Below are 26,398 nucleotides of genomic sequence, written 5' to 3' on the forward strand. Positions count from 1 at the left end.
GGCCCGTGGTTCGGGCAGTTTCGGGGTGCTGAGCTGAGATCTGCCTCATTGGGTGCGGCCGGAATTCGGGGTTAACCTCCAGCGCATTGCTCGCGGCGGCGATTGCTTTCGCAGTTCCGCGGAGTGACTCACGCAGACGTGCGCAACTCTCCGCGAGCGGAGAAACAGGCGTACGACCGCCCCCTGAAAGAGAGAACCGCGCAATGCCGTACACCCTGCACCGAGGCGACGCGCTGACCGCCCTCGCCGGCATCCCCGACAACAGCGTCGATGCCGTCATCACCGACCCGCCCTACAACAGCGGCGGCCGAACGAGCGGCGAGCGCACCGGCCGCTCCGCGCGCGCGAAGTACACCTCGGCGGACGCCGAGCACGACCTCGCCAACTTCCCCGGCGAGAACCGAGACCAGCGCTCGTACGGCTTCTGGCTCACCCTCCTGCTCACCGAGTCCTATCGGGCGACCGTCGAGTCCGGCACCTCGCTCGTCTTCACCGACTGGCGGCAGTTGCCGACGACGACGGACGCGCTCCAGGCCGCCGGCTGGACCTGGCGGGGGATCGCCTCGTGGCACAAGCCGGTCTCGCGGCCGCAGAAGGGCCGACTCAAGCAGTCCTGCGAGTACATCGTGTGGGGCACCAAGGGGCCGGTCGACGCAAATCGGAATCCCGTCTACCTCCCGGGTCTCTACACGGCGAGTCAGCCCCGGAAGGACCGCGTGCACATCACGCAGAAGCCCGTGGAAGTGATGCAGGAGCTGGTGAAAATCTGCCCGCGGGGAGGAACCGTCCTCGACCCGTTCACGGGCTCGGGGACCACAGGGGTCGCCGCGCTGCGCGAGGGGCGCCAGTTCATAGGAGTCGAACTCTCCGAGCACTACGCCGACATCGCGGAAGCTCGGCTTCGAGCGGAGCTGACTCAGGACGACTTCGTCCTGGTGGGGCCGGAGGCATGAGTATGAGAGCGATCGGACCGGGCCCGACGGGCCGCAGACGCGGGGCGGCTGGTGCATCGAGAAACCGAGGCACCAGCCGCCCCCGTGTGTTTCGTCAGGCCACCTCGAACGCCCGCCGGATCAGCGGTCCCGCCTTCTCCAGGTCGGCTGCCGAGGCGATACGCACCTCCAGGTCGCCGGTCCCGAGGTGGCCGATGCCGCGCATGTCGCGTGAGAAGCCCTCGTCCAACTCGACCGTGTCCGGGTCGACCTTGAGGTAGACCAGGATCGCCTCGTGCTTCGGACGGAAGACGACGGAGGCGACGTTCACCATCCGGCGATAGGCGATGTAGTGCCGAAGCTGAGCCACCTCGACCTCGCCCAAAGCGGTGAGGGCCTCGTCCAGCTCGGTGTACAGGTCCTGCAGGCAGCCAGGAACCGCACCTGCGGCGGCAGTTGCCCGACGGGACGTCTTCCCGCCTTCGCGGACGGCACCAGCCGTAGCCTCCCGCTCGCGGCTCTGGCGCCGGTCCGAGACCGGTCTCGTGGATCCGGGCGTGGACTCGATCAGCAGCAGGCTCAGCAACCCACCCTCGAAGACGCGGTAGCGCACCAAATCGACCCGCTCGCGCAGACGGTGCACTGCGACTCGGTCGTGATGCGAGAAGCCAGCGGCGATGCAGACCATCCGCGGGTTCCGCCAGTCGATCGACTCGGCGGCCTCGGAGCCCAGCTTCTCCTTGACCAGTGCCTCGAACTCGTGGCGTGCTGAGTCCAACCACGACAGGTAGGAGACAGCCTGCGACAGGACGCCGCTGTCGGCGCCCTTCTTGTACTCGATCAGCGCAGGCGTGCCGTTCTCGTCCAGACCGAGCGAGTCGATCCGACCCCGGTGCCAAGGCCCCGTCGGGTACTCCGACGCCAGGAAGCGGATGCCGAGCATGGCCTCCATGCCTGCCTCCACTCGCCGCTGCAGCTCCACCTCCAGCGTCACGGTGGAGCCGAGCAGCTCGACGTCCCGGCCGTCGGCATCCAGCCGGAACAGCTTCAGGTCGGTCACCAGCGTCCCCCTCCCGCGATCATCACAGGAGAAGCAATCGAAATCGGCCTGCGGGTATTCCGGTTGATACCTGGACGTGATGCCTTGACGAGCGCTGCTCGTTGCTCTCGGCGGGTGGGACCTCCCGACGGCAAGGGTGAATCTGGCGAACCGATCGCCCAAACCCCTGAGCGCGAGTTGCGAGCGGGTTCGGCATGGCCGTGGACATGTCGGGTCCCTGACGGCGGCCCACATATCTGGCCACCACTGACAGTGCCGTCTCCGCACTATGCCTTGTCAAGCTGGAGGACACCCTTCACGGAGATCATCTAGGCCAGACAAGTCCCGTTCGGTACCATGCTCCGAACGGGGGATTTCGGCTGGCGTGGGACGAGTTGCAGTACGCCCACCACGCAAGACCCAAGAAGTCCTGCCACATGCCGCTCCGCGGAGCGCGCATACGAATCGACCACACAGGACTGACCGGGTACGGAGCGTGAAGATGGACTTTGACGTCGCCGCTCCTGACCCTGCCGGCATGGTGGCGTCGCTCAGTTCGCTCGGCTATTCGCTTCCCGCCGCCGTCGCAGACCTCGTGGACAACAGCGTCTCGGCAGAGGCCAAGAACATCGACGTCGACTTCACGTGGGACGGACAGAGTTCCTGGATCGCCGTGACTGACGACGGCCGGGGGATGACGGAGCCCGACCTGGTGACCGCCATGACGGTGGCGGCGCGCGGCCCGTCCGCCGAACGCAGTGCCACGGATCTCGGCCGATTCGGTGTGGGGCTGAAGTCCGCCTCATTCTCCCAGTGCCGCAAGCTCACTGTCGCCACGGTCAAGGACGGGACCTGGCACGTCCGGACGTGGGACCTCGGTGTCGTGGAGCACTACAAGGAGTGGCGGCTCCTCCGTGACCCGGGCGACACGACCATGACCCTCCTGCGTCGGGTCGCGGGAGGTATGCAGCACGGGACCGTCGTCCTGTGGGAGCAGCTCTCCGGCTACCACAACACCCCCGTGACCAGCGACGACGAAAAGACGCAGGCCCAGTTCTATGCGGAGGCGGAGCGTACCGAATCCCACCTGTCGATGGTCTTCGCCCGATTCCTGCAGCGTCCGGCCAGGTGCCGGATCCGAGTGCGTGGCTCCGATCTCTCCCCGTGGGACCCGTTCCTGTCCACGCACCCGTCGGTACAGCGAATCCCCTGGGAGCCTCTACCGCTGGGATCGCAGTCGGTGCGAGTGGAGCCCTTCGTCCTCCCGACGGCACAGCGACTCTCGGAGGCCGAGTACGAGTCGGCTGCAGGACAGACAGGATGGCTGGGGCAGCAGGGCTTCTACGTCTACCGCCGTGACCGCCTGATCCTGGCCGGTGACTGGCTGGGGATCCGCGGCCTGCGGCGCGAGGAGAAGTACAACCTCGCGCGGATCGCCGTGGACATCCCTGCGGAGACCGACGCCGACTGGGGCGTGGACGTGCGCAAGGCGAGCGTGGTTCCTCCCGTCTCCCTGCGTCGTCACCTGGAGAGGATCGCCAGGTACACCCGCGAGGCGGCCTCCCGTTCCGCACGACAGCGTGGGCAGGTCGTGTCCCGGGCACACGGCGATCCGCTGAAGTTCGCCTGGAACGTGAAGCGTCACGACGGCCGGATCGTTCTGCGTGTCAACAGAAAACACCCCTTGGTGAAGGCAGCGATGGACGACCACGGTGGCAACCCGGACGTCGTCCGCTCGATGATCCGCCTCCTTGAGGAGACGGTCCCGGTCACGGCGCTCCGCATGCTCCATGAGACCGACACGGTCGACGACCCCGAACCCTTCGGCGGTCCGGGGCCAGCCGCTCCGGAGACCGTCGACATCGCCCGCCAGGTGTACGAAGCGCTCCTTGGCCAGGGCCGCTCCCCTGAGGACGCCCGGGGCGTACTCAGCTCCATGTCCCCCTTCGACGAGCAACAAGGTTTCTGGAACTCCTGACACCTGGTAGTCCCCACTTCCAACCGACCCGGCCGCAGGAGGTCGCAGTGAGCACCACCCCCGAGGACAGTCTCGAGAAAGCCGAGCAGACAGCGGTGCTGCTCCTGCCCGGCGACCGGCAGGCAACGCCGGCCGAGGTCGACTTCGCCGTGAACACCGCGGTCAGCATCCTCGCTGCCCAGGGGATCACCGTGGAGCGGGACCAGGTGAGGAAGGTGCTCGAGGCCCGGGCCTCGGTGTTCCAGGCTGATTCCTCCGCAATGAAGAACGACGAGGGCCACGTGCCGTGGCTCGCCGACGCGAAGGCCGACCGGAAGTGGGAGTTCTGGGACCGTTACAGGCGCTACCTCCTGAGCGTCTCCAAGCTCCCGATGCAGGTCGTACGCCGTCTCGACCAGAGCACCGACGACGTTCTCGGCGAGCTGGAAGACCCTCAGCGGGAAGGCGCCTGGCGTCGGACAGGGCTCGTGATCGGACAGGTCCAGTCCGGCAAGACAGGGCAGTTCATCGGGCTTGCCGCGAAGGCAGCCGACGCCGGCTACCGACTCATCGTGGTGTTCGCCGGGATCCACAACGACCTGCGCAGCCAGACCCAGCTGCGTATTGACGAAGGACTCCTCGGGTTCGACACCCAGTACCAGTTCCGCTCGGACGATGACGCGCACCGTCATATCGGTGTTGGCGCGATGTCACATGACAAGCGCCTGAAGGCCGCGTCGCTCACCACCAGCCACGAGAAGGGGGACTTCGCCCGGAAGACGGCGGTCTCCGCGAACGTGCCGGTGGGCAGCGTGCCGGTGGTCCTCGTGGTCAAGAAGAACCGTCGGATCATCGACAACCTGCGTGACTGGGTGATCGACAACCACGGGGTGGAGGACCCGGAGACCGGCCGGATGGTCGTTCCCGACCTCCCCTTGTTCGTGATCGACGACGAAGCCGACAACGCCGGGGTGAACACCTCCAAGGACCCCGACACCAACCCGTCGGCGATCAACAAGGCCATCCGGCGGTTGGTCAACAGCTTCACCAAGGCGTCATACGTCGGCTACACCGCGACCCCCTTCGCGAACATCTACATCAACCCCGACACCGACCACGACGAGCTGGGCCCGGATCTCTTCCCGGAGAGCTTCATCCGCACCCTGCGTGCGCCGTCCAACTACCTTGGTCCCGAGCGTCTCTTCGGTCTGCAGACCGACGGCGACGAGGAGGACATCGAGCCGCTGCCGCTCATCAAGCACATCAAGGACACGGACCTCTGGGTGCCGGACAAGCACAAGTCCTACCATCAGGTTCCCGACTTCCTGCCCGAGTCGCTGCAGGGGGCCATCCGGTCCTTTGTCCTGACCTGCGCGGCGCGTCGAGCACGGGGGCAGGTCGCCGTGCACAACTCCATGCTGGTGCACGTCACCCGCTTTACCGCCGTTCAGCAGCAGGTCCGCGAGCAGATCGACGCCCACGTGCGTTTGCTCTTCGACGTTCTCCAAGACCGCTTCAGCAGCGCCCGCGAAGAACTCGAGGAAGAGCTGCGGCAGCTGTGGGACGAGGACTTCGTCCCCTGCACCGAGGACATGACCGGGGACAGGCTCGACTGGGAGGACGTCGAACCCCACCTCCACGCCGCCCTCGCGAAGATCACCGTCATGGCCGTCAACGGTGCGGCGAAAGACGCCCTCCAGTACTACGAGCGTCGGGAGACCGGCCTTTCGGTCATCGCCGTCGGCGGTGAGAAGCTCTCCCGCGGTCTGACCCTCGAAGGGCTGTCGGTCAGCTACTACCTGCGTGCCTCCAAGACGTACGACACCCTGCTCCAGATGGGGCGCTGGTTCGGCTACCGTCCCCGCTACGAAGACCTGTGCCGCCTGTACACGACACGTACGCTGCAGCGCCAGTACGCGGAGATCACTGCGGCTACCGACGAACTCAGGCGCGACGTCGAGGAGATGTCCGCGGTGGGACTCACACCCCGCGAGTACGGTCTCAAGGTCAGGACCTCGTCGCTCGGCCTCGGCATCACGGCCTCCAACAAGATGAGGCAGGGCACGCGTGTCCGCCTCAGCTACTCCGGCGAGCTTCCCGAGACGACCATCTTCGACCTTTCCGAGAAGTCGGTTCGCAACAACTACGAGACCCTCGAATCGTTCGTCGCGCGACTCGACGCCCACTCCGCGGGGGAGGTGGACGAGCGGAGCGGGAGCATCACCTGGAGCGGCGTCGCACCCTCGGACGTCACCGAGGGTTTCCTCGACTCCTATCTCACCGACCGGCAGGCCCAGCGGGTGCGGCCGGCGTTCATCGCGGAGTACGTACGCCAGTGCGCCAAGCAGGGCGAGCTGGGTAACTGGACGGTCCGCCTGGCCAGCCGACTGACCGAGGGAGCGCCAGCCGAGATCGCCGGCCATTCCGTCGGCCTCATCAAGCGTAGCCACTCCAAGTCCTCGGAGGTTGTCCCCGGTCGCTACACGATCAAGCGCGTGCTCAGCCCCGCCGACGAGCTCTGCGACCTGACTCCGGAACAGTACGACCGTGCGCTGAAGGCCACGCAGGAAGCGGCGAAGGGCAAGCTCAACAGGAAGGGCGAACCGCTCGATCCCGACACCCCCCGCGGTCGGCCCCTGCGTCACCAGCGTCGCGCTGACCAGCCGTTGCTGCTGCTGTACCCCCTCAGCCCTGCCGAGGTTGCCAAGTCGCCGGGGAACCCCGAGCCGGTCGCTCCGCTGGTCGGGTTCGCCATCAGCTTCCCGTTCTCCCGCCAGCAGTTGAAGACCGAGTACGTGGTGAACGACATCTGGTTCAAGCAGGACATGGAGTTCGACGACTTCGAGGACGAAGAGTGATCGACGAGAGCGTGTGGCAGGAGCTGGAAGCTCACCAGCAGACCCCGGGCAGGTCCACCCGGCGGCTCCACCCCGACTCCCCGCACGACATCCAGGTGTCGGTGACGCACCCTGCCCTCCGGCGGATGCTGCTGCTCGGCACGGACGCCAGGACCGCCGACACCGTTCGCCAGGAGATTCATGAACTGCCGGCCACTCGTGGCCTGCAGCTGAACCTGTCGTCGGTGTCCGGCAACCACTACGAGCTCCAGGTCATGCTCACCGACGACGAACTCACGGAGGTGTTCACCCCGCTCGTCTCCGACATCGCTGAAGTGGTGCGGGAAGCACCGACCACCGAGACGGCGGCGGAGGCCGCGGTTCGCCGCTACGTCCGGTGGCAGCAGCTGCTGCGCTCCGTGTCACGCGAGGGCCTGTCCCGACAGGCCCGGTGTGGCCTTTTCGGCGAACTCCACTTCCTCCTTGAGTACGTGCTACCGACTTTCGACCAGCACACCGCCGTCAGCTCTTGGACCGGACCGAGACAGACGAACCAGGACTTCCAGCTGCCCGGTGCTGCGGTCGAGGTGAAGGCGACCACGGCCCGCTCCCCCCGGACGGTTCAGATCGCGAGCGAGCGGCAGCTGGACACGGCCGACTCGACGCCCCTTGCACTGGCCCACGTCGTCCTCGACGACCGGCAGAGGGGGCTCGGCATGAGTCTGAACGCCTTGGTGGACGAAATACGGGTCCGTCTGACCTCACCGTCCGCCTCCCAGCGCTTCGAGAGCCTGCTGATCCAGGCCGGCTACCTGCCGAACCAACGGGATTTCTACGACCACGATCGCTACACCCTGCGGCGCAGCGAGTTCTGGACGGTCGGGGAGGGCTTCCCTCGCATCGTCGAGGCCGAACTGCCGCCCGGAGTCGGCAACTGCACCTACACCATCGACGTGTCGGCTCTGATCACCCACAGCATCACCGCCGAAGCACTGGTCGACATGATCCGAGGAACCCATGGCTGAGCACGACCTCCACGAGTACTCCCGCGCACTGGTCACCGACATCCAGGCGCTGGCGGACGCCGAGGGCGGCTCGATTCCGAACACGTTCACCCAGCACGTACTCGACATCCTCGACGAGGCCGGGGTCGTCACCGACGCGGCACTCGCCTACCACTCCTCTCGGGGACTGGAGATCTACGGCTACGGCCTGCCCGAGGACGGGTCCAGCCTCGACCTCTACACGACGGACTTCAACCTGACCCCGTCGAGCAGCAAGCTGACCAAGGCCGAGTCCGACAGGCTCTTCCGACGGCTGTTCGCGTTCCTGGGCAAGCACGGGGCCATCCGCCCCAACCAGGAGGACAACACCGACGTGCACGACATGTGCGTCGGCGTGGAGAAGGCGTTGTCGGACGTCCCGAGGATCCGCCTCTTCCTCCTCAGCAACCGGGTGAGCACGACGAGTGCCCCAGAGCCCACGGAGTTCCAGGGGATCCCCGTCACCTACGAACTCTGGGACCTCGCGCGGCTTCACCGGCACGAGACCTCCGGAAGCATCGGCGAGCCCATCAAGGTGACCTTCGAGCGCCCTCTTCCCTGCCTGGCGGCGCACAGCGACGAGCCGAACTACTCGGTCGTCCTGGCCGTCATTCCCGGTCGACAGCTGGCTGAACTGTACAAGGAGCACCGGACCCGGCTGCTCGAACTCAACGTCCGGTCCTTCCTCCAGACCCGTGGTGGCGTGAACAAGGGAATCCGCGACACCTTGCTCAAGGATCCGAGCCGCTTCCTCGCCTACAACAACGGCGTGACCGCCACCGCCTCGGACGTGGACTTCGAGACCGACGAGGACGGCAGTCCCGTCGCCATCAGGAGCATGACCGGCCTCCAGATCGTCAACGGCGGCCAGACCACCGCCTCGCTGCACCACGTCCTGACCCAGGACAAGCGGGACCTGGACGGGGTCCACGTGCAGATGAAACTCACCATCGTCGATCCGGCGTACCTCTCCGAGATCGTTCCGAAGATCTCCCAGTACTCCAACACACAGAACAAGGTGACGCTGGTCGACTTCAGCTCGAACCACGAGTTCCACGTCGCCTTCGAGCGTGTCTCCCGCAGCCTGTGGGCTCCTGCAACCGACGGCAGCGGTCAGGAGACACGGTGGTTCTACGAGCGGGCACGGGGCCAGTACACCGACAAGTCCGCTGAGTACGAGACCCGCGCTGCCCAACGCAAGTTCAAGCTGATCACGCCGACACGGCAGAGATTCAGCAAGTCCGACCTGGCCACCTTCGTTCACTCCTGGGAACAACTCCCGTACTGGGTGAGCCGCGGAGCCCAGAAGAACTTCGCCCACTTCATGGAGCGGATCGAGAAGTCCGACCCCACCGTGGACGTGCAGTACTGCAAGCGCGCCATCGCCACCGCCCTCCTCTTCCAGGCCGCCGACCGCATCGCCCGTACACACTCGGCCGGCAGCCACAAACGGCTGATCACGACCTACACGGTCGCCCGGCTCTCACTCGCCGCCGGGAAACGGATCGACCTCGACAGGATCTGGAACGAGCAGGGCACCACGGACGCCCTGCAGGACGCCCTCGACGAGCTCACTCCCCTGATCATGGAAACGGTGATCTCCGGCGACCGGCACGTGTCGGAGTGGGCGAAGAAGCCCGACTGCTGGGACGAGGTGTCCCGTATCCCGTGGACGCTCCCCGACGCCCTGGCCGCCGAGCTCACAGCCGAGCCCTTCGAGATCGCCTCCCCCGACAGCACCGAGTCCGACGAGGCCGAAGCCGCCGTTGAGGACATCCCCAGTGAGGAGTGGCAGGCGCTCGCGGACTGGGCCCGTGAAGGCCGGGCCCTGCGTGCTGTCGACAGACAGCTCGCCGAACGTGTCGCGCAACGTCTGTCCCAGGGACGACGGGTCACCGGGACCCAGGCCAGGCAGGCGATGGAGGTCTACGAAGAGTCCCTGAGGCATGGTTTCCAACCCGCCTCGGTCGGTCTCGACCACGAGATGGCGTGAGCGTGACAGACCCGGAGGATCGGCCCACCTACAGGGTTCCTCTGCCCAACAGGTCGTCGATCGCGTCTTCTGCACGCCTCAGCACGATGCGCCCGTCCCCGTCACTGAATGCCAGCAACCGGGTACCCGGGTTGATGCCTGCTTCGGCGAGGATCCCGAGCGGGAGTTCCACACGGCCTGCCTCGTCGATGTCGAGTTCTGCGGGTTCTCGGATCACGCAGGTCAGTCTGCCATCCGGAGCACGCCCACAGACGTGGCCGCCCAAGGTGGAAGCATGGCCTCGTGAGCACAGACGAAGGATGGGTAAGCACGCCCTGGAGTGCACAGCTCCGAGGCCGCCGCATACGGGACACCGCACCGGAAAAGACTCTCAGGAGCGCCGTCCACGCCCTCGGGCTCCGCTTTCGACTGCATCGTACGGTCGCTCCTCGCTGCACGGCCGACTTCGTACTGCCCCGGCACTCCGTCGCGGTATTCGTCGACGGCTGTTTCTGGCACGGCTGCCCCTCCCACGGCACACGGCACTTCCGTGGGCCGAACGCCTCGCGCTGGGAAGCCAAGATCACGGCCAATGTGGAGAGGGACGCCAGGAACACCCAGGCGGCAACGGACGCCGGATGGACCGTGGTGCGCATCTGGGAGTGCGAGGTCAAGGCTGACGCCGGGCGGGCAGCCCAGCGCATCGCCGACGCCGCACACCACAGCGTCCCTGCTCTCCCGGGGGCGGTCTGTCAGCCTGCGGTCAGGGCGACGTCGAAGGTGGCCTCGGTTCCCTCGTCCTCCTGCGGACGGGTCGGGCAGTAGTCGCTCAGCGGGCAGCTTCCGCAAACGGGCTGCTTGTCCCGACACAGGTTGTCGCCGATGAACCTGATGGCGGCCATGCGTACGGGTGCATCACGGCCGGCGCCGAGAAGCTTGATGAGGTTGAGCCGCCCTTCGGTCAGTCGGTTGGTCAGGTGCGACTCGTTCTGCTGCACCCTCGCAGCCACCCGCAACGCACTCTGGCTGACCAGCATGATGTCGCCGCCGGCCAGCAGCCTGAACAACGCGAGCTCAGCGGGCTTGAGCCCCATCTCCTTGCTGTGATCAAGAACCGAATCCGCGTTCACCCAGACTTCGGGCTTGTCGACAACGGGGCCGAGTCGGTCTTCCAGACGCTTGCGGAGCGCTGCTGTAGACGCCGCGTTCACGAGTGCGAGGTAGACGTCCCGCGTCAGTACCTTGTGACCGGCGACATCGTCCATCACGTTGGCGAGTTGCTTCGGGTGCAGCTTGCTTCCCGAGAGCACCGCCATCACGAGAGCCCCGAGCGGCTTCATCTTCCGGCCGTTGGGGAACTGGTACCACTGCTCACCCGCGCGCTGCTCCTTGGCCCAGCGGGTCAGCTCCTCACGTGCCTTCGGCCACTTGTCCGCGGCCTCGTCACCCGTGGGAGCATCCTGCGGCAGAAGAACCCGTGCGGCGGCTTCGCCCAACAGCGGGGGGACCGCGTTGCCGATCTGCCGGAAGGCGTCGCTCCGCGTACCTGCGAACCGAAAGCGGTCCGGGAAGGTCTGGATCCTCGCAGCTTCACGCACGGTCAGCGTACGGGACTCTTCAGGATGGATGTACCAGTAACCGTCCTTGGCGATGTGCGCGGTGATGGTGCGGCTGAGCTCGTTCCAGTCCAGCTTCTTGTACTTGTCGGTGAACTGCTCCGCGTCGTACCTCTGGAATTCCTTCTCGTCGTCTTCCAGCTTCTCGTCAAGCTCGGAGTAGAGGGTTTTGGAATCCATGACCGTGAAGATCCTGAAGTCGTCCTGGCGAACCCGTCGGGTCATGTGGTCATGAATTACACCCTTGGCTGCCCTCTTGCGCATCTCCTTGGCGAAGGCAGAGAGACTTGACTCCTGTTGCTCGTCGTATTCGACAACTCGGGCGCCTACCGCTTCCAGAGGCTCCGGGTTGAGCGGGGGAAGGTCGCCGATGGCATCCCGAAGGGTGGTCTGTTTCTTCGGCTTACCCCATGGGAAGCCGCCACCGTCCCTCCGCGCGAGCAGGATCAGACGCTTCCTGTGCTGCGGCACGCGGTAGTTCCAGGCATCGACGAGGCGTACCTGGGTCACGTACCCGAGACTCTCCAGCTTTGCCTCGATGATGCGGATCACGCTGAAATCATCGCCGAGCCCCATGTCGGGGACGTTCTCCATGAGCACGACACGTGGAAGAAGTCGCTCCACCACGTCGACATAGGCCCGCCAGAGTTCCTTTCGGAGATCGTGTGGGTCACGGTTGTGGTACTCGACCAAGTGCCGGATCTTGCTGCGTCCGGCACGACTGAACGGCTGGCAGGGGGGGCCTCCCGCCACGAGGTCGATTTCTGCGCCGGAGTCAAGGATTCGCTGGACGAATTCGCCTCGCTGGTTGTCGTCCCCGAGGTCGACACAAAGGCTCATTCCAGGGAAGTTCGCTGCATGTGTCTCGCGAGCCCGCTCGTCGAAGTCCACGGCCGCAGCGGTGGTCCACCCGGCCCGCTGAAGGCCCAGGCTCAGCCCACCGGCGCCCGAGAAGAGGTCGACAGCCAGGCGTTTGTCTTTTCCGTAACCGGACTGAACCCATTTCCTGAAATCATCCGGCTCACAGTGGTGCCTGTGCTTATCTAGTTTGAGGCAGTCGCTTCGCTCCAGGGGCACGCCATACGTGTTTGATGCCCCCTTCTCCTTCGCCACGACCCACTCCTCCGTACTGTCGACCTGAACGACCTCCAGGAGATCACGCACGACACTGCGGAGGCAAGGCTCCCGGCCGGTTTCCGCCGCAGTAAAGCGTCGTCTGTCCCGCGGGTGACCTGCCCAGTGAACACTGCTGTTCACTCACCGTGTCCGATTGGTAACTTTAAGCAGTGCTCTCCTCTTGATCCACCCCATGTTAGAGGACACGTCTCGGTCATTCCTCGCGATCGCCCGGTTCTGAAGGCGGCAGGTCCGTGAACGCCACCTGCTCAACGAGCCCCCGAACCAGAAGGCACGTTCGATCACGAGGCTGCGTCTCCGTCACGAGGCCGCAACTGCCGCAAACCGCCGCCCCGTTACGCGTACTGCCCAAATCTCCTGAGCACCGCTTCCAGCGCCCTCTCCGCCGTTAAGATCGCAGCTGGTACCCCTCGGGCTGGGGTGCGGGCACGAAGCAACCAGAGGGGGAGCGTGGACTCCGAGAACACGCAGGCGTTCCTACGTCCCCGTGCGCGCCTGATGAGCACCCTCGGCGAGGAACTGATCAGTAACGAGCGGGTGGCGCTCACCGAGCTGGTCAAGAACGCCTACGACGCCGATGCGAGCCTGGTAGTGATCAGGTTCAACGGGCCGCTGGAGGAGGGCTACGGTTCCATCGAGGTGTGGGACGACGGGCATGGCATGTCTCCCGAGACCGTCCGGGACACCTGGATGGAGATCGCCACCCCGTTCCGGCACCGTGATCCGCGCAGCGAGCGGTTCGGGCGGCGCGTTCTTGGCGCGAAGGGGATCGGGCGCTTCTCGGCGGCACGTCTCGGCGCCGTGACCGCGATCACGAGTCGCCGGGCTGGCGGCCCCGAGGTGAACATCCGGCTCGACTGGAGCGACTTCGCCGCCGAGGACGCCTATCTCGACCAGGTGCCGGTCCAGTGGAACGTGGGCGCTCCCGAGGTATTCGCCGACAACGGCCAGGCGCGACGACTCTTCGACGAGGTGACAACTGCTTTCCGCACCGGAGAGAGGCAGCCCGCCTGGACGGGCTCCCACGGCACTCTCGTCCGGCTCGAAGGACTTCGGCAGGACTGGGTGGCCGAGTCGGTGGAGAGCCTGAAACGGTCCTTGTCCCGGCTACTCCCTCCTTCCCCTCCTGCGGAACTGGACGTACACGACCAGCCGGAGTTCGCGATCTACCTAACCTTTCCGACTGGGCCGTTGGACCACCACACCGGTTTCGTCGGTGCCAGTGAGGCTCTGGCGCACCCGCACTACCGCCTCATAGGGACCATCGACGGAAACGGTCTGGCTGACCTGACCATGACCAACCTGACGTCCGGACAGTCGGAGACCCTGAACCAGTACCTCTTCCCGCCACATGGGAAGGCGCCCAAGTGCGGGCCCCTGAAGCTTGACCTCCGTACCTGGGACCTCGACTCTGCGTCCCTCAAGGAGATGCTCAACATCGATCTCGGAGCCCGCAACATCACCGAGGTCCGTAAGCTGATCAAGGACAACAGCGGTGTCACCCTCTACCGGGACGGCTTCCGGGTGCAGCCCTTCGGCGAGGTCGACTTTGACTGGCTGCGCTTCGACCTCCGCCGCGTGAACAACCCCACCATGCGGTTTTCCAACAACCAGGTCGCGGGTTTCGTCTACATTTCTGCGGACGGTAACCCCGGGCTCAGGGACCGGTCGCACCGGGAGGGGCTCATCGACTCTCCCGAATACGAGGACCTGAAGGGCGTCCTGACCCAGGCTGTGAGCCGACTTGAGACTTGGCGCTACGGGCTGCGCCGTCCAAAGGACCGCGAGTCGGGGCCGATCGCGGTGGACACCCCTTCCGGTGCTGGAAGCGACCGCCACGGCCTGTTCCAGAACTTCACCCTCTCGCCCGTCCGGGACGTTCTCAACGCGAAGTACCCAGATGACACCGAGTTGAGCCGCGCGCTGGAGGAGGCTCAGGAAACGATCGACGAGAGCGTCGAGAAGGTCCAGGAGGTCCTCTCGCAGTTCTCCCGCCTCGCGACTCTCGGAGCGCTGGTCGACGTCGTACTGCACGACGGTCGAACAGCACTGACGCGGATCGCCTATGTCCTCCGTCGGTTGAACAAGCTGGCAGGCCGCAAGCGCGACGAGGACGAACAGCTCGCCTCCGCTCTCACAAAGATGCACGTGGACCTCACCGCGCAGGAACAGGCCCTGGACCGGCTCTTCACCCGCGTCGAGCCGCTGAGCGGCCGGCGGCGAGGCCGCCCCCGCGCCCTGTCCCTTCAAGCCGCGATCGACGAGGCCGTCGCGGTCCACGAGGGCACGCTAGAGAAGCACGGCATCACCGTCACCGTCAGCGGCGAGGACGTGACAGTGACGGCCGACCCCGGTGACATCTCTCAGGTGGTCCACAACCTCGTGGGGAACTCGATCTACTGGCTCTCCACCCTGCCCGAGGGGAAGGAGCGCGCCATCCTCATCGAGACGAGGCGGACGCCCGAGGATGAGGTCGACATCGACGTGAGCGACAGCGGCCCCGGAGTACGTGAGGAGATCCAAGAGATGATCTTCGACACGTACTTCAGCGACAAGGAGGACGGCATTGGGCTCGGCCTCAGTATCGCCGGCAGCGTCGTGAAGGACTTCTACGACGGCGAACTGTCCCTGGTGACGCCAGGGCCCCTTGCCGGAGCCACGTTCAGGGCGAGATTGAGAAGGAGAGTTGGGTGACGGACGGGGGTGCGGTGTACCGGGTCTTGATCGTCGAGGACGAGGTGGACATCGCGGAGGAACTGTCCGAGATGCTGATGGAGGAGCTCTCGGACCTCGGAACGCTCGAAATCCACGTCGAGAACGATTTCGACGAAGCTGAACGCCTTCTGGAAACCCAGGCGTTCGATTTGGTCGTGCTGGACGTCAGGGACGCGACACGTGGTGGCTCTCCCGCGCACCCGAACCTGCAGGGCCGTGAACTGTACGACCGGATTGCCAAGACCCGCTGGGTGCCGGTTGTGTTCTGCACCGGCCTCGCGGAGCAGGTGAGCGACCTGGCCCAGCCACCCCTCATCCAGGTGGTGCCCAAGAACCGGCTGGACGACGCCGTCGCCGCGATCCGGGACGGCCTTGAATCCGGTGTCCCGGTCCTCACCCGGCACATCACCGCACTCGTGGACGAGCACGTGCGCGGATTCCTGCGGGACGAGATCGCCCCGAACTGGGACCGGCTCGCGGCTGCCGACCGTAGCCAGATCGCCCCTGCCCTCGTACACCGCCTCGCAGCCTGGCTGAAGGAGAACGCGGTCGAGGCCCTCGGAGCAGCGCTCGGTTCCTCCGAGCACCGCGTGATGGGGCACGCGTCGACCGCCCGGATGTACTTGATGCCGCCGGTCACGAAGCACGTGACCGCGGCAGACCTTCTGCGGGACCCCCAGGACGGCTGGTGGATGGTCCTTACGCCTGCCTGCGACCTCTACGAGGACGTGCCCGGCGCCGGCAATCGCGTGGCCAAGGCCGAGTATGTGCGTCTTGCCAAGGCGGTTCCGCTGAGCGAAGCGCCCTTGATCATGCGTTGGATCGAGGCTGGATCCCCCGTCAAGGGGAGCCAGGAGCGGAACGCGGCGCTGGAGATGTTCCGCGACAACAACGCCCGTTACCGGATTCTGCCCAAGTACCTCGACATCCCGGACCTATTGGTCGACTTCGAGATCGTGCAGTCTGTTCTCTTGGAAGACGTCCGCCCGTGGACCCGCGTCGCCACCCTGGACAGCCCGTTCGCCGAGGCCATGCTGACCTCGCACGGGCACACCGTGGCCAGGATCGGCACTCCGGTCGTCGACTTCGAGAACATCAAGCAGTCCCTGGGGTTGGGCGGAAAGGGGAAGGCCGCGGACCAGAACTCGGTTCCGAACCCCCGTACCACGACGAAGGACGCCAAGCAGCCCTGATTCCTGGGCTGGATGACCAGTGCGTCGGTCCTCGTCTCTGAACGGTTTGTTCCCGGGCTGCGCAGCGCGCTCATGAGGTGGACAACGTCACGAGCGAATGAAGCAATGACGTCAAGCCCCTGCTCGGGTTGTCCAATAATGACAACCAGGCTCCAGGTAGGGAGTTGGGGGCGCTGTCCGGGACTGGAGTGTCACCGGCGGCGAGCAGGGGAGCGCAAGGGGAGCGCGGACGCCTTTGGACGGTGCAATACGGGGTAGGAACAGCGGGACCGCGACATGTGCTCTGATCTGGGAAAACGGGATCTGGTACGACCACGGAGCACAACCCGACACGATCCCTATCGGGCTCGTAATGCGTAGGTCTCGGGTTCGAATCCCGAAGGCGGCTCTTTTGGTGGCCCAGGTCAGATGTTGCTGACCTGGGTTTTCTCTTGGTCTGGGGTGCTGCTGGGGGCTCAGCTGTTCCTTCGGTGCGAGGAGTGGCGTGGCGGTTGGGCAGGCGGATGGGGGAGTTCGGCTTCGGCGACGAGCCGTGCCGTCCCCACCCTGTACGCGGTCCTCTCGGTCGTGAGCTCGTGCTCCCCGCTTTCTCCGCCGGGGCTCAGTGGGCCGGTGTGGTGAGGAGGGTCAGGGTTTCTTGTAGGCGGGTGCATGCCCAGTTGTACTGGTCCGTGTTGGTGTGGGCGCGGAAGGTTGTTTCGATGGTCTGGATCAGGGCCAGGTGGAGGTTGTAGAGGCGTCGGCGGGTTCGCTCGGTGGGGGTGGACGGTCCTTGGCCGTAGCCGCGGATGAAGGCCGTGGCGTCTCCGAACGCGTCCGACTCGCTGCCGGTGAAGCCGAACTCCATCAGCGGGTCGCCGTAGAACGCCCGTTCGTGGTCGAGGATCGACACGATCCGGCCGTCGCGGACCATGCAGTTGCCCGGCCACAGGTCCCACTCGACGAACCGCGGCTCGGTCACCTCGTCCAGCGCGTCGGCGTGGGCGGCGACGGCCTCGCGGATCGCGTCGTAGCCGCCGGGCAGGACGACGCCGCGTCGCTCGCCGTCGCCCAGCAACTCCTCGACCATGCGCAGGAAGGCCGCCCGCCACGTGCTCTCGCCCGGTCCGGACAGTGGGCCGAAGGCGGTGCCGGGGATGGTGTTGAGCTCGCGGGTGATCGCGCCGAGCGCCTCGTCGTACGCGCTGATCTCCGCCTGGCTCAGGGTGTCCCTGATGACGTGGAGGTTGTCCGCGTCGACGTACGTCATGAAGAAGTAGTCGGCGTCGCACACCTCGTGGGTCCGGTCGGCGAAGTGGACCTCCGGCACGGGGACCTTCGTGTGCTCCCGGACCAGCCGCAGCGCCTCCAGTTCGGTGGCCATCGCGTCGCGCTCGTAGGTCATGACCTCGACGTCCGGCGGCGGAGCGATCTTGAGGACGACGTGGGTGCCGGATCGCAGCCGGATCCGGTAGGCCACGTTGAACCAGCCCTCGCTCAGCTCGTCGACCCAGTCCTCGCCCGCGCCGCACACCTCGTCCGGGCCGTAGGCGCGGGCGACCATGGTGCGAAGCGCCTCGACGGACTGCCGGTTCTTCGTGATGCTCTCCATCAATCCTCCGCCCCAAGCATGATCGGACGGTAGCACCGGACGATGTTGTGCACCTCGGGTCTCTTGCTAACGTGACGACGGTGCGGGCGCGCGTTATGAGAGATTTGCGCGATTTATTCGATCCTTGGCGTCAGACAACTGACGGGGGAAACCGTGGACTTCAGCCTGTTCTACTTCGCCGACGACGGAGAGGCCGAGGGCGATCGCTACCGGCTGCTGATGGAGGGCGCCCGCTTCGCGGACGAGCACGGGCTCACCGCCGTCTGGACTCCCGAGCGGCACTTCCACCGCTTCGGCGGCCTGTTCCCGAACCCGTCGGTGACGGCCGCGGCGGTGGCCGCCGTGACCTCCCGGGTGCAGGTGCGGGCGGGCAGTGTGGTGCTGCCGCTGCACCATCCGGTGCGGGTGGCCGAGGAGTGGGCCATGGTGGACAACCTCTCGCACGGCCGGGCCGGCGTCGCGCTCGCCTCGGGCTGGAACCCCCGGGACTTCCTCTTCGACCGGTACGCGTACGCGGATCGCCGGGAGCGCACCGTGGCCGCCGTCGAGACGCTGCGCGGGCTGTGGCGGGGCGAGGCCTTCGACGGCGAACCCGAGTACCGGGTCTACCCGCCGCCGGTGCAGGCGGAGATCCCGCTGTGGCTCACCAGCAGCGGCAACCCGGGCACGTTCGAGACCGCCGGGCACGTCGGTGCCGGTGTGCTGACGAACCTGCTCACGCAGAGCATGGACGTACTGGCGGAGAACGTCGCCGCGTATCGGCGCGCCTATGCGGCCTCGGGGCGCGACGGCGGCGGACACGTCGTCCTGATGCTGCACACCTGCCTCGGTGAGGATCTCCCGTCGGTGGAGCGCCTCGTCCGGGAGCCGCTGCGGCGCTATCTGATGTCCGCGCTGGATCTGAACCTGCGCTCGGCCGAGCCGTCCGCGGGCAAGACTTCCTCCGCGGGCGAGGCATCCGCCGCGGGCAAGACCTCCGCCACGGGCGAGGCCTCCTCCAAGCGCCGTCCGTCCGCGGAGGAGCGGGCGCGCGCCTGGGCCCGCTCCACCTTCGCCCCGGCCGCCGTCGACGGCGCCTACCAGCGCTATCTCACCTCGGACGGCCTGTTCGGCGCGGTCTCGGACGTGCTTCCCGTCGTGGAGCGCGTGCGCGAGGCGGGCGTGGACGAGATCGCGTGTCTCATCGACTTCGGCGTGCCCGTCGACGCGGCGCTGAACGGACTGGTGCGGCTGGCGGAGTTGAGCGGTGTCGTGGGCGGGAAAGAGGCTCAGCGGTCCGTGGAGGCGAGCAGCCGGTAGTCGTAGTCGTCCTCAAGGCGTTCGATGTCGTCCTCGTCGAAGAAGCCGAGGGACAGTTCGAGGAACCTGCGCGGCACCCCGCCCGGGTTGTGGATGCGGTGGGCGAGGCCGCGCGGGATCCAGATCCGCTCACCGGTGGCCGCCGTCCACGCGCGATCGTCGATCCGCACCTCCAGCGGGCCGTCCACCACGGTCCACCACTCGTCGCGTTGCGCGTGCCGGTGCAGCCGCACCCGCTGCCCCGGATCGATGGTGATGAACTTGACGGTCGACTCGGTGTTCAGCGTCAGCCGCTCCTGAACGCCGTAGGGCCGCGGGTAGTAGTGGATCTCCGGCTCGGTGGCTTCGTTGCGCATGCTGTTGGCTCCTAGCTCGTGCTCGAACCGCTCGGTCGCCGTCGGTTCAGGTTTCCAGGGCCTCGGTGACGAGGAGGTGCTCCAGCGCGGCGAGCGCCGAGGCGGCGTCGGCCGGCGCGATCCGCGTGTCGTCGCAGGCCACTTGCAGGATCAGCTCGTCGCCGTCGCTGCCGAGGTCGGCGAAGAGGGTGGCGTCGCCCATGTCGCGCCGGCCGACGGTGGTGACGGACGACTCCTCGCGCAGGGCCTTGATTTCCGGCAGCCTGCTCGCCATGCCCGCCCATACACCGCGATCGCTCCGCACGTCGTTGAAGTAGTACGAGAAGTCGGTCGCGAGCCCCTTCGCCGTCAACTCGGTGAGCGCTGCACGCCACTTGAGGCAGTCGTATCGCGCCCGGCTGTAGGTGGTGATCGTGCGGGCGTAGAGGCTTCTCGTGTACGCGGCGAACCCGGCGCCGGGCTTCTCGTCCGGCAGGACGAGCAGGCCGTTCCCGATCGTCTGGCCGACGAAGTCCGTGAGCTGCGGATGCGACCGGTTGTTGCAGACGAGCAGGAAGGCGGAGAGCCGGCGGTCGACGTGCCGGCGGACGGTCGTCGTCAGCGCGGAGACGACCACGCCGCTCGCGCTCACCCCGTGCCGCAGGGCGAGCGCCTCGACGGCCACCGCGGCCGCCCGGGACCGGAGAATCGTCACCGAGAACGCTTCCGGAGTCATCGACATCAGGCCGCGGCCGGGAGGCAGCCTCGCGGCCGCGGCCAGCCAGCCGTCGATCACGGCGTCGCTTCTGCGGACCTGGTCGGCCGACTGCTCGTGGGCGACCAGGTCCGCGGTCTGCAGGGGGTGCGCGCGGTCCGCGGTCCGTGGGGGACGCGCGTCGTCCGCGCCGGGGCGAGCCCCCGCGACCGCGTCGCGGATCAGGCGCTCCAGCGGACGGCAGGCGCCGCCGTCGAACGCGAGATGAGACATTGCTACGTCGATCTGCGTGACGATTCCGCCGACGTGCTGCAGCCCGAGACGGATCTGGGGTTCGTCCATGCCGAACGCCCCGCTCGCCAACTCCGCGCAGGCCGGGTCCTTTTGCGTGTTGTAGCCGTGCCGCACGGGAACCGCCTCGGCCGGGGCCTCGGTCACGCGGACCTCTATATGGACCTCGTCCCGAAAGGTCTGGCGTACGCGCTCCGTGTCGAAGGACGCGCGGAAGATGTCGAGGCGGGACAGCAGTCCCCGGAGCCGGGCGAGCGCCTCGGACACGCCGACGCCGTCCGCCGGCGAGGCGATGGGCCACGACATGTTGAGCCGGTCCGACAACGGACCGAGGGCGGCCATGCTGTCCCACATGTTCCCCTGCCCCCAGGTGAGGGGCATCGGGCCCTGCTCGGTCCCCCGGATGGCGAGGCTGTGCCCTTCACTGTCGCCGACGGCCATCGATTCCCCCTCCGCGCTCGCGGAACATCAGCGGTCTCGCCGCCCGAAGCCCTGTCCGAAGCCCTGCTCGAAGCCCTCCCCGAAGCCCTCCCCGGCGCCCCGCCCGGCCCCCCGCCCGAACCCCTCCGCGACGATGCGCTCCGGATAGGACGCGGCCTCGTCGGCGGCCGCGCGAAGACGCTCGTGCATGGCCTGGAGCAGCGCCGGATCACGCCTGTCCAGCCACTCCGACAGGCGCATCCCGAACCCGAGCGCGCACCAGACCCGCTCGTTGGCGAGCTCCCAGCCGCCCAGCGGGTCCGTGAACAGCACGGGCGTCGCGGCGTTGAGCGAGTCGAGGAGCGTGCCCGCGCCCGGCTTGCTGACCACCGCGCGGCTGCGCCGGGTCAGCTCGAAGGTGTCGGCCCAGTGCTCCCGGTCGTCGAACGCGGGAGCGACGGTGCCGGCCCCCGCGACCAGGCGCGGAAAGCCCGTTCCCCGTCCGGGCTCCCAGCCGGGGTCCTGGTGGTAGGCGCTCAGCCCGGCCGGCGGATCGCTCCAGGGCTCCGGCAGGATCAGGCTCACCGGCACCCCCGCCTCGACCAGCCGCGCGGCCGCGGCCGGGTGGGTTCCCATGCCCCAGCCGCCGCCGTGGGCGAGGAAACCGTCCGACCGTGACTTCCAGGGCAGCCGCGCCCCGGGCCTGGTCACCGGGATCGTCTCGGTCAGCGTGTTCGTCCGGGCGTCGAGCAGCCAGGTGTGCGTGCTGCCGGGGATCTCCGCCGCGTGGCGATGCGACGGCGACGGCACCGCGTCCACATGGCACACGTCGACGCGGATGTCCGGACGCCGGTCGGCGTACGCCGCGACGACGTCCGTCCAGAACCCGGAGAAGACGGTGACGGAGCCGACTCCGGCCGCGTCCCACTCCTCGAAGAGCGCGGTGAGCGTCTGCGGCGGGATCAGCTCCGCGTGGTCGGTGGCCAGCGCGTGGGCCGCCTTCGCCAGCCGGTAGTCGCGGCTGTAGCGGCCCTTCGCGATCTGGATGCGCTGCCTGACCTCGTCGGGGAAGTACTTCTCCAGCACGTACACCCTGCTCGGCACTCCCCGGGCCGACAGGGCACGGTCGAGCAGCAGACCGGGTATGTGCGTGCCCAGTGCCACTCCGGACGTCAACGCGATATTCATGGCCCTCGTCGCTTCGCCCTTGTCACACCGGGTGGGTTTCCAGCGAGTAGTACCGCGTGCAGGTGGGGCAGATGGGCCACAGCGAGGAGCGCAGGTGCTTGCGGATCTTCGTGGCCTGCTCTCCCTGCCAGATATCCAGCAGCGAGGTCTCGTTGATGTTCCCGAGCGGGATGTCGTAGAACGTGTGGCAGGTCGTGACCTCGCCGCGCGCGGAGATCTCCGCGTAGCGCCACGGAACGGCGCAGCGCTCGTGGAAGTCCTTCATCGCGGTCCAGTCGGCGCGCAGATAGGCCCCGACGGTCTCGGTCTCCAACGCCGCCGGCCGGGAGAAGAACTTCACGCCGGCCTGCTCGCAGGCGTCCCGCGCGTCGGTCATCTGCCGGACGAGGTCCTCGACGTCGATCGACTCGAAGAACTGGGGGCTGCGGATGTACGGGGCGGAGTGCCGGACCGCCGGGATCCCGAAGCTGTCCCGGGCCACGCGTCCGTAGTGCCGGTGCATCTCGGCCGTCGCGAAACTCTGCAACTCCAGGCTCACGGCGCCGAGTTTGCTCAGGTCGATCTCCTTGAAGAACTCCGAGATGTGCGCGGCGTTGTCCGGCGTGACCAGGTACGTGACGCCGATCTCGGGGAACCGCACGCCGCGCCGGCGCTTGAGGCTGTCGATCGCGTCGATCCCGGCCATCGCCTTGTCGTAGACCCCGGCGCCGCGCTGCACGTCGTTGACCTCGCGCGGCCCGTCGACCGACACCCACACCCTGATGTGACGGTCGGCCACCAGCCGGTCCGCGTGGCTGCGCAGCGTCGTCCCGTTGGTGGGGAAGACGAGCTGGCTTCCGCCGGCGTGGATCGCGTCGATGACCTTCCAGACACCCTTGTACAGCAGCGGCTCCCCGCCGAAGAGTTCGACGTACGGCCGGATCGGCCGGCACTCCTCAAGGGTGCGCAGCACCACGTCGAGGTCGAGTTCGGCGAGCTCCGGCAGGATGTGGAAGGAGCCTCCGTCACCCCACTCGTAGCACATGTGGCAGCGCAGGTTGCATCGTTCGAGGAGTTGGAGCACCAGCCAGGACGGGCCCGCTTTGGGGGAGCGGATGAGCGTGTTGGACATGGGCGTATCTCTCCAGGTGGGGTGGACGGCCGAGGGTCGTCATCGCTCCGGGGCGTCGGCGGGCCGTGCGTGGCAGGGGTGGCGCTGGTCCTCCGGGTGGATTCCGCACGCGCACGCGACCCCGACGGCCTCCCGCAGGACGTGCGCCGCGCCACCGGGCGGGTGGAACACGCCGAGGACGAGGCGGCCGCGGTCGCCCCGGGTGAGCGTGTTGGCCGTGAGGGGCACGACACCCGGTCCCTGCCGCCGGTACAGCAGGCCCGCGTCGTCCAGCCGGTGCACCAGTGACGGGAAGGGGCGCGCCCCGGCGTCCAGTCGTACGTTGATGAACTCGAGCGTCGCGTGCAGGCCGAGCCGCGCGGCGTGGCGCGCCAGTGCCAGCGCGACGGTGCCCATGGACACGCGGGCGTTGACCTCCAGGCAGGGCACGACGGTCCCGTCCGTCGTGACGAGCCCGTCGATGTCCACCGGGCCGAAGTATCCGGCCGCGAAGAGTTCCTTGCACAGCGTCCTGCCCGCCGCCTCGATGTGCTCCAGCTGCTCCTCGCGGAAGGAGTCCGGATCCGCCGGGGACGAGCCCCGGTAACGGAAGCCCTCCACGTCGTTCTCCAGCAGTCCGGCGCTCCGCACGGAGCCGTCCGGGGCGATGTGCCAGTGCGACGAGAAGTCCCGGTGTTTGTCGAACAGGGGCTGGACGAGCAGTTCGAGCCGCTTGCCCCGGTCGACCTGCCGGGCGAGGTGCTGGACCACGGAGCGGTAGGCGCTCTTCGAGCGGATCGCCAGGGTTCCCTGGCCGGACACACCGTACGGGTCCTTCAGCAGGATCACGGAGCCCGCCTGCTCGGCCCGGCGCTCCAGTTCGGCGAGTGACGAGACGGGCCACATGGCTCCGTTCCATCCGTGCGCCAGGACGACCTCGTTGGACCAGGTCTTCGAGTTGACCCGCGTCGCGCACGCGGCGGTGGGCGACGGGTAGGCCAGCTCCAGCGCGGCGGCGAGATCCTCGTACTCCGGGCGCGCGGCGTACGGCCGCAGGGTCATTCCGGCGACCTGGGGACGGATCGTGTCCGCCCGGGCCAGCGTCCGCCCGACGACGTCGCCGTCGCCGTCCTCGGTGTGCGGCACGGGATCCACCGGGAAGCCCGCTGCGCGCATCGCCTCGACGAAGGCGGGCGGAAGCCCGAAAGCCGTGATCAGCCGGTCCCCTTCCTCGCTCAGCGCGGAGAGGACCTCGTCCAGGGCCTGCGCGATGGCGGATCCGTGGGCGGACCCGACGCGGGGCAGCAGGGCGAGGTCGGCGGGGCGCCAGGAATCCTCCGCCCCCACCGGGCCGATACGCAGGGAGCTCTTCCGCGGTTCCACGGCTCGCATCCGTTTCCCCGGTCCCTCAGCCCCTGGTGGACACGAAGCGGCAGAACGCGTCCACGGACTCCAGGCAGTCCATGTCCATGGTCTCGAAGTCCAGCTCGACCTGGAGCGCGTCCTCGACCGTGAGCAGGAACTCGATCATCTGCAGGGAGTCGAGGCCGAGATCGGAGATGATGCTCGTCTCCGGCGCCACGGGGACCTCACGCGCCAGAACCTTGTGCAGGCACGTCACTACGGTGCTGAAATTCGGGTCCATGCCTAGACTCCATTCAGATACAGAAGGACGCACTTCGAACACACCGGCATGAGGCCCCTGCTCCGCAGAATTTCCCGCACGCGTCGGAAACGCTCGCTGTGCCAGAGATCGAGAACGTCCGTCTCATGGAGATTTCCCACCACGAACTCGGGAAAGAACTTGCAGGAGCTGACGTTTCCGTCGGCGTGGACCTCCATGCGGTTCGACACCGCGAGGCAACGCCGCCGCCCCTGGGCCGGTTTCGAGGTGCCCCGGATGAAGTCGTCCACTTCGTCCATTCCGACCTGCGGCTGATATCGGATCCGCGACTTCCAGCGCCGCCCGGCCAGCCTGGTCATCGAATCCCGCAGGGTGGGAATGGACTCCGGCTTGAGCCGGTACGTGTACGAGTGCCAGGTCGCGGGTTTCCCCTCCTTCAGCGGATTGAGCCAGGAGAACTCCTCGCGGTACAGCTCGTCCATCTCGGTGGCGACGTCCTCGTTGATGTACCAGGGGAACTGGAAGTAGACGCTGTCGACGCCCAGTTCCTCGGCCCATTCCATGAACTCGTACATCTGCCCGACGGTCTCGTTGCTGACCATGCAGGACAGCGAGATGGTGCCCTCGAAGCGGCCGGAGCGCTGGAGGTCGATCATGTGCTGGATGTTGCGCATCGTGCGGTCGAAGCTGCGCGGCCCGCGCAGCGCCTCGTGGTGCTCCTTGAGCCCGTCGAGGCTGATCAGGAGGCTGAGGTTCTTCCCGATCCGCAGCAGGTCGTCGGTGTGGCGTTGCATGAGCAGGCCGTTGGTGCACATCGTGACGGGCCGTGGATCGGCGGCCAGTTGCTCGGCGAACTCGCCGAACTTCGAGTACATGAGCGGCTCGCCGCCCCAGACGAAGAGCTTCGACTTCCGTCCGGAGGTGGCCGCGAGCACCCGCCGCACGATGTCGATGCCGAGTTCGGTCTTCTGCTCGGCGACGCTGAATTCATGGAAGAAACCCTGGTCGTTCCACTGATAGCAGTGCAGACAGCGGAGATTGCACTTGTAGGTGAGCTGAAGGCTTACCTCGTCCGGCACTTCCGACGCATAGTGCGGGTCTTCCTCTAGCGCGTGCAGCGTCTTCGACCGGACCGCGACGGTTCTGCGCAGATCGAGGAACTCGCGGTCGTCGAGTTTGCGTGAAGTCTGGGGTCCGGACGCCCCCGTGCCGGGTTCTGCCATGCCGCGACCTACTCTTCCCTGCGCTATTGACCGAGAAGTACGGGATCTTCACTGTGGCCGACGCCCCGCCGGGCGTCAAACAGTTCCAACCCGGCCGCTTCGAGCACGAGTTGGGTTCTGTGAGCAGCCACCCGAACCCGTCGAATTGCCCACCTGCATGGTGAACCGATCAGGCGCGTGG

The 26,398-nt window shown here is 67.1% G+C and carries 20 protein-coding genes; 9 read left to right on the forward strand and 11 right to left on the reverse strand.

What is annotated here, in order from left to right; translation table 11 throughout:
* Positions 1-203 precede the first annotated feature (203 nt).
* Positions 204-953 (forward strand): site-specific DNA-methyltransferase, encoded by a 750-nt coding sequence (locus tag ABZ896_RS02690; RefSeq protein ID WP_360920759.1) that lies wholly within the window; start codon positions 204-206, stop codon positions 951-953.
* Between the two features lie 94 nt (positions 954-1,047).
* On the opposite strand, the gene ABZ896_RS02695 is transcribed toward ABZ896_RS02690, so the two are convergent.
* Positions 1,048-1,992, reverse strand: coding sequence for a DUF5655 domain-containing protein (locus ABZ896_RS02695; protein ID WP_360920761.1), 945 nt, complete (start codon positions 1,990-1,992; stop codon positions 1,048-1,050).
* Positions 1,993-2,473: 481 nt separating this feature from the next.
* On the opposite strand from ABZ896_RS02695, the gene ABZ896_RS02700 reads away from it, so the two are divergent.
* Genes ABZ896_RS02700 through ABZ896_RS02715 form a run of 4 tightly spaced genes read left to right on the forward strand, consistent with a single transcriptional unit; the run spans position 2,474 to position 9,801 of the window.
* Positions 2,474-3,949, forward strand: a complete 1,476-nt coding sequence (locus ABZ896_RS02700; RefSeq protein ID WP_360920764.1) for an ATP-binding protein — start codon at positions 2,474-2,476, stop codon at positions 3,947-3,949.
* A gap of 47 nt (positions 3,950-3,996) precedes the next feature.
* Entirely contained in the window at positions 3,997-6,786 is a 2,790-nt protein-coding gene (locus tag ABZ896_RS02705; RefSeq protein WP_360920767.1) for a Z1 domain-containing protein, read from the forward strand.
* Complete coding sequence (locus tag ABZ896_RS02710) at positions 6,783-7,790, forward strand: PD-(D/E)XK motif protein (protein WP_360920770.1); 1,008 nt, start codon at positions 6,783-6,785, stop codon at positions 7,788-7,790. The genes ABZ896_RS02705 and ABZ896_RS02710 overlap by 4 nt, the downstream gene beginning before the upstream one ends.
* Positions 7,783-9,801: an AIPR family protein gene (locus ABZ896_RS02715; RefSeq protein ID WP_360920773.1), complete on the forward strand. Its 2,019-nt coding sequence runs from the start codon at positions 7,783-7,785 to the stop codon at positions 9,799-9,801. Before ABZ896_RS02710 ends, ABZ896_RS02715 begins: the two co-directional genes overlap by 8 nt.
* A 28-nt stretch (positions 9,802-9,829) precedes the next feature.
* Here the strand turns inward: ABZ896_RS02715 and ABZ896_RS02720 are convergent, their stop codons facing one another.
* Positions 9,830-10,018, reverse strand: coding sequence for a hypothetical protein (locus tag ABZ896_RS02720; RefSeq protein WP_360920775.1), 189 nt, complete (start codon positions 10,016-10,018; stop codon positions 9,830-9,832).
* Positions 10,019-10,083: 65 nt separating this feature from the next.
* On the opposite strand from ABZ896_RS02720, the gene ABZ896_RS02725 reads away from it, so the two are divergent.
* Complete coding sequence (locus ABZ896_RS02725; protein WP_360920776.1) at positions 10,084-10,605, forward strand: very short patch repair endonuclease; 522 nt, start codon at positions 10,084-10,086, stop codon at positions 10,603-10,605.
* On the opposite strand, the gene ABZ896_RS02730 is transcribed toward ABZ896_RS02725, so the two are convergent.
* Positions 10,533-12,509: a DNA cytosine methyltransferase gene (locus ABZ896_RS02730; protein WP_360920778.1), complete on the reverse strand. Its 1,977-nt coding sequence runs from the start codon at positions 12,507-12,509 to the stop codon at positions 10,533-10,535. The two genes, ABZ896_RS02725 and ABZ896_RS02730, sit on opposite strands and share 73 nt — an antisense overlap.
* Positions 12,510-12,983: 474 nt before the next feature.
* On the opposite strand from ABZ896_RS02730, the gene ABZ896_RS02735 reads away from it, so the two are divergent.
* Both ABZ896_RS02735 and ABZ896_RS02740 read left to right on the forward strand, forming a co-directional pair.
* The gene (locus tag ABZ896_RS02735) at positions 12,984-15,227 is read left to right on the forward strand and encodes a sensor histidine kinase (protein ID WP_360920780.1); all 2,244 of its coding nucleotides are present in this window, start codon (positions 12,984-12,986) and stop codon (positions 15,225-15,227) included.
* Positions 15,224-16,441: a hypothetical protein gene (locus ABZ896_RS02740; protein ID WP_360920782.1), complete on the forward strand. Its 1,218-nt coding sequence runs from the start codon at positions 15,224-15,226 to the stop codon at positions 16,439-16,441. The genes ABZ896_RS02735 and ABZ896_RS02740 overlap by 4 nt, the downstream gene beginning before the upstream one ends.
* Before the next feature lie 601 nt (positions 16,442-17,042).
* Here ABZ896_RS02740 and ABZ896_RS02745 read toward each other — a convergent pair.
* Positions 17,043-18,032: an aminoglycoside phosphotransferase family protein gene (locus ABZ896_RS02745; RefSeq protein WP_360920784.1), complete on the reverse strand. Its 990-nt coding sequence runs from the start codon at positions 18,030-18,032 to the stop codon at positions 17,043-17,045.
* 153 nt (positions 18,033-18,185) lie between these two features.
* Between ABZ896_RS02745 and ABZ896_RS02750 the strand changes: the two genes are divergently transcribed.
* Positions 18,186-19,331: a MupA/Atu3671 family FMN-dependent luciferase-like monooxygenase gene (locus tag ABZ896_RS02750; RefSeq protein ID WP_360920786.1), complete on the forward strand. Its 1,146-nt coding sequence runs from the start codon at positions 18,186-18,188 to the stop codon at positions 19,329-19,331.
* Here ABZ896_RS02750 and ABZ896_RS02755 read toward each other — a convergent pair.
* The 7 genes from ABZ896_RS02755 to ABZ896_RS02785 are packed head-to-tail and all read right to left on the reverse strand — an operon-like array spanning position 19,301 to position 26,217.
* Positions 19,301-19,687 carry a phosphomannose isomerase type II C-terminal cupin domain gene (locus ABZ896_RS02755; RefSeq protein ID WP_360920788.1) on the reverse strand — a complete coding sequence of 129 codons (387 nt, stop codon included), beginning with the start codon at positions 19,685-19,687 and terminating at the stop codon, positions 19,301-19,303. The genes ABZ896_RS02750 and ABZ896_RS02755 overlap by 31 nt on opposite strands.
* 46 nt (positions 19,688-19,733) lie before the next feature.
* Positions 19,734-21,113 (reverse strand): hypothetical protein, encoded by a 1,380-nt coding sequence (locus tag ABZ896_RS02760; protein WP_360920791.1) that lies wholly within the window; start codon positions 21,111-21,113, stop codon positions 19,734-19,736.
* A 27-nt stretch (positions 21,114-21,140) separates the two neighbouring features.
* Entirely contained in the window at positions 21,141-22,280 is a 1,140-nt protein-coding gene (locus ABZ896_RS02765) for a hypothetical protein (protein WP_360920794.1), read from the reverse strand.
* A gap of 22 nt (positions 22,281-22,302) precedes the next feature.
* On the reverse strand, positions 22,303-23,391 hold the full coding sequence (locus ABZ896_RS02770) for an SPASM domain-containing protein (RefSeq protein ID WP_360920797.1): 1,089 nt from the start codon (positions 23,389-23,391) through the stop codon (positions 22,303-22,305).
* Positions 23,392-23,430: 39 nt separating this feature from the next.
* Positions 23,431-24,753 (reverse strand): hypothetical protein, encoded by a 1,323-nt coding sequence (locus tag ABZ896_RS02775; protein ID WP_360920799.1) that lies wholly within the window; start codon positions 24,751-24,753, stop codon positions 23,431-23,433.
* 25 nt (positions 24,754-24,778) lie between these two features.
* Positions 24,779-25,015: an acyl carrier protein gene (locus tag ABZ896_RS02780; protein WP_360920802.1), complete on the reverse strand. Its 237-nt coding sequence runs from the start codon at positions 25,013-25,015 to the stop codon at positions 24,779-24,781.
* A gap of 2 nt (positions 25,016-25,017) precedes the next feature.
* Complete coding sequence (locus tag ABZ896_RS02785; protein ID WP_360920804.1) at positions 25,018-26,217, reverse strand: radical SAM protein; 1,200 nt, start codon at positions 26,215-26,217, stop codon at positions 25,018-25,020.
* Positions 26,218-26,398 lie beyond the last annotated feature (181 nt).

Origin of the sequence: Streptomyces sp. NPDC047072, from assembly GCF_040643855.1 — a bacterium.
In the GTDB taxonomy this organism is placed as follows: Bacteria; Actinomycetota; Actinomycetes; order Streptomycetales; family Streptomycetaceae; genus Streptomyces.

Bases quoted from the DNA above. Each gene is read 5' to 3' on its own strand.
- ABZ896_RS02690 (WP_360920759.1), top strand. From the start codon at position 204: ATGCCGTACACCCTGCACCGAGGCGACGCGCTGACCGCCCTCGCCGGC.
- ABZ896_RS02700 (WP_360920764.1), top strand. From the start codon at position 2,474: ATGGACTTTGACGTCGCCGCTCCTGACCCTGCCGGCATGGTGGCGTCG.
- ABZ896_RS02715 (WP_360920773.1), top strand. From the start codon at position 7,783: ATGGCTGAGCACGACCTCCACGAGTACTCCCGCGCACTGGTCACCGAC.
- ABZ896_RS02745 (WP_360920784.1), bottom strand. From the start codon at position 18,032: ATGGAGAGCATCACGAAGAACCGGCAGTCCGTCGAGGCGCTTCGCACC.
- ABZ896_RS02755 (WP_360920788.1), bottom strand. From the start codon at position 19,687: ATGCGCAACGAAGCCACCGAGCCGGAGATCCACTACTACCCGCGGCCC.
- ABZ896_RS02760 (WP_360920791.1), bottom strand. From the start codon at position 21,113: ATGGCCGTCGGCGACAGTGAAGGGCACAGCCTCGCCATCCGGGGGACC.
- ABZ896_RS02765 (WP_360920794.1), bottom strand. From the start codon at position 22,280: ATGAATATCGCGTTGACGTCCGGAGTGGCACTGGGCACGCACATACCC.
- ABZ896_RS02770 (WP_360920797.1), bottom strand. From the start codon at position 23,391: ATGTCCAACACGCTCATCCGCTCCCCCAAAGCGGGCCCGTCCTGGCTG.
- ABZ896_RS02780 (WP_360920802.1), bottom strand. From the start codon at position 25,015: ATGGACCCGAATTTCAGCACCGTAGTGACGTGCCTGCACAAGGTTCTG.
- ABZ896_RS02785 (WP_360920804.1), bottom strand. From the start codon at position 26,217: ATGGCAGAACCCGGCACGGGGGCGTCCGGACCCCAGACTTCACGCAAA.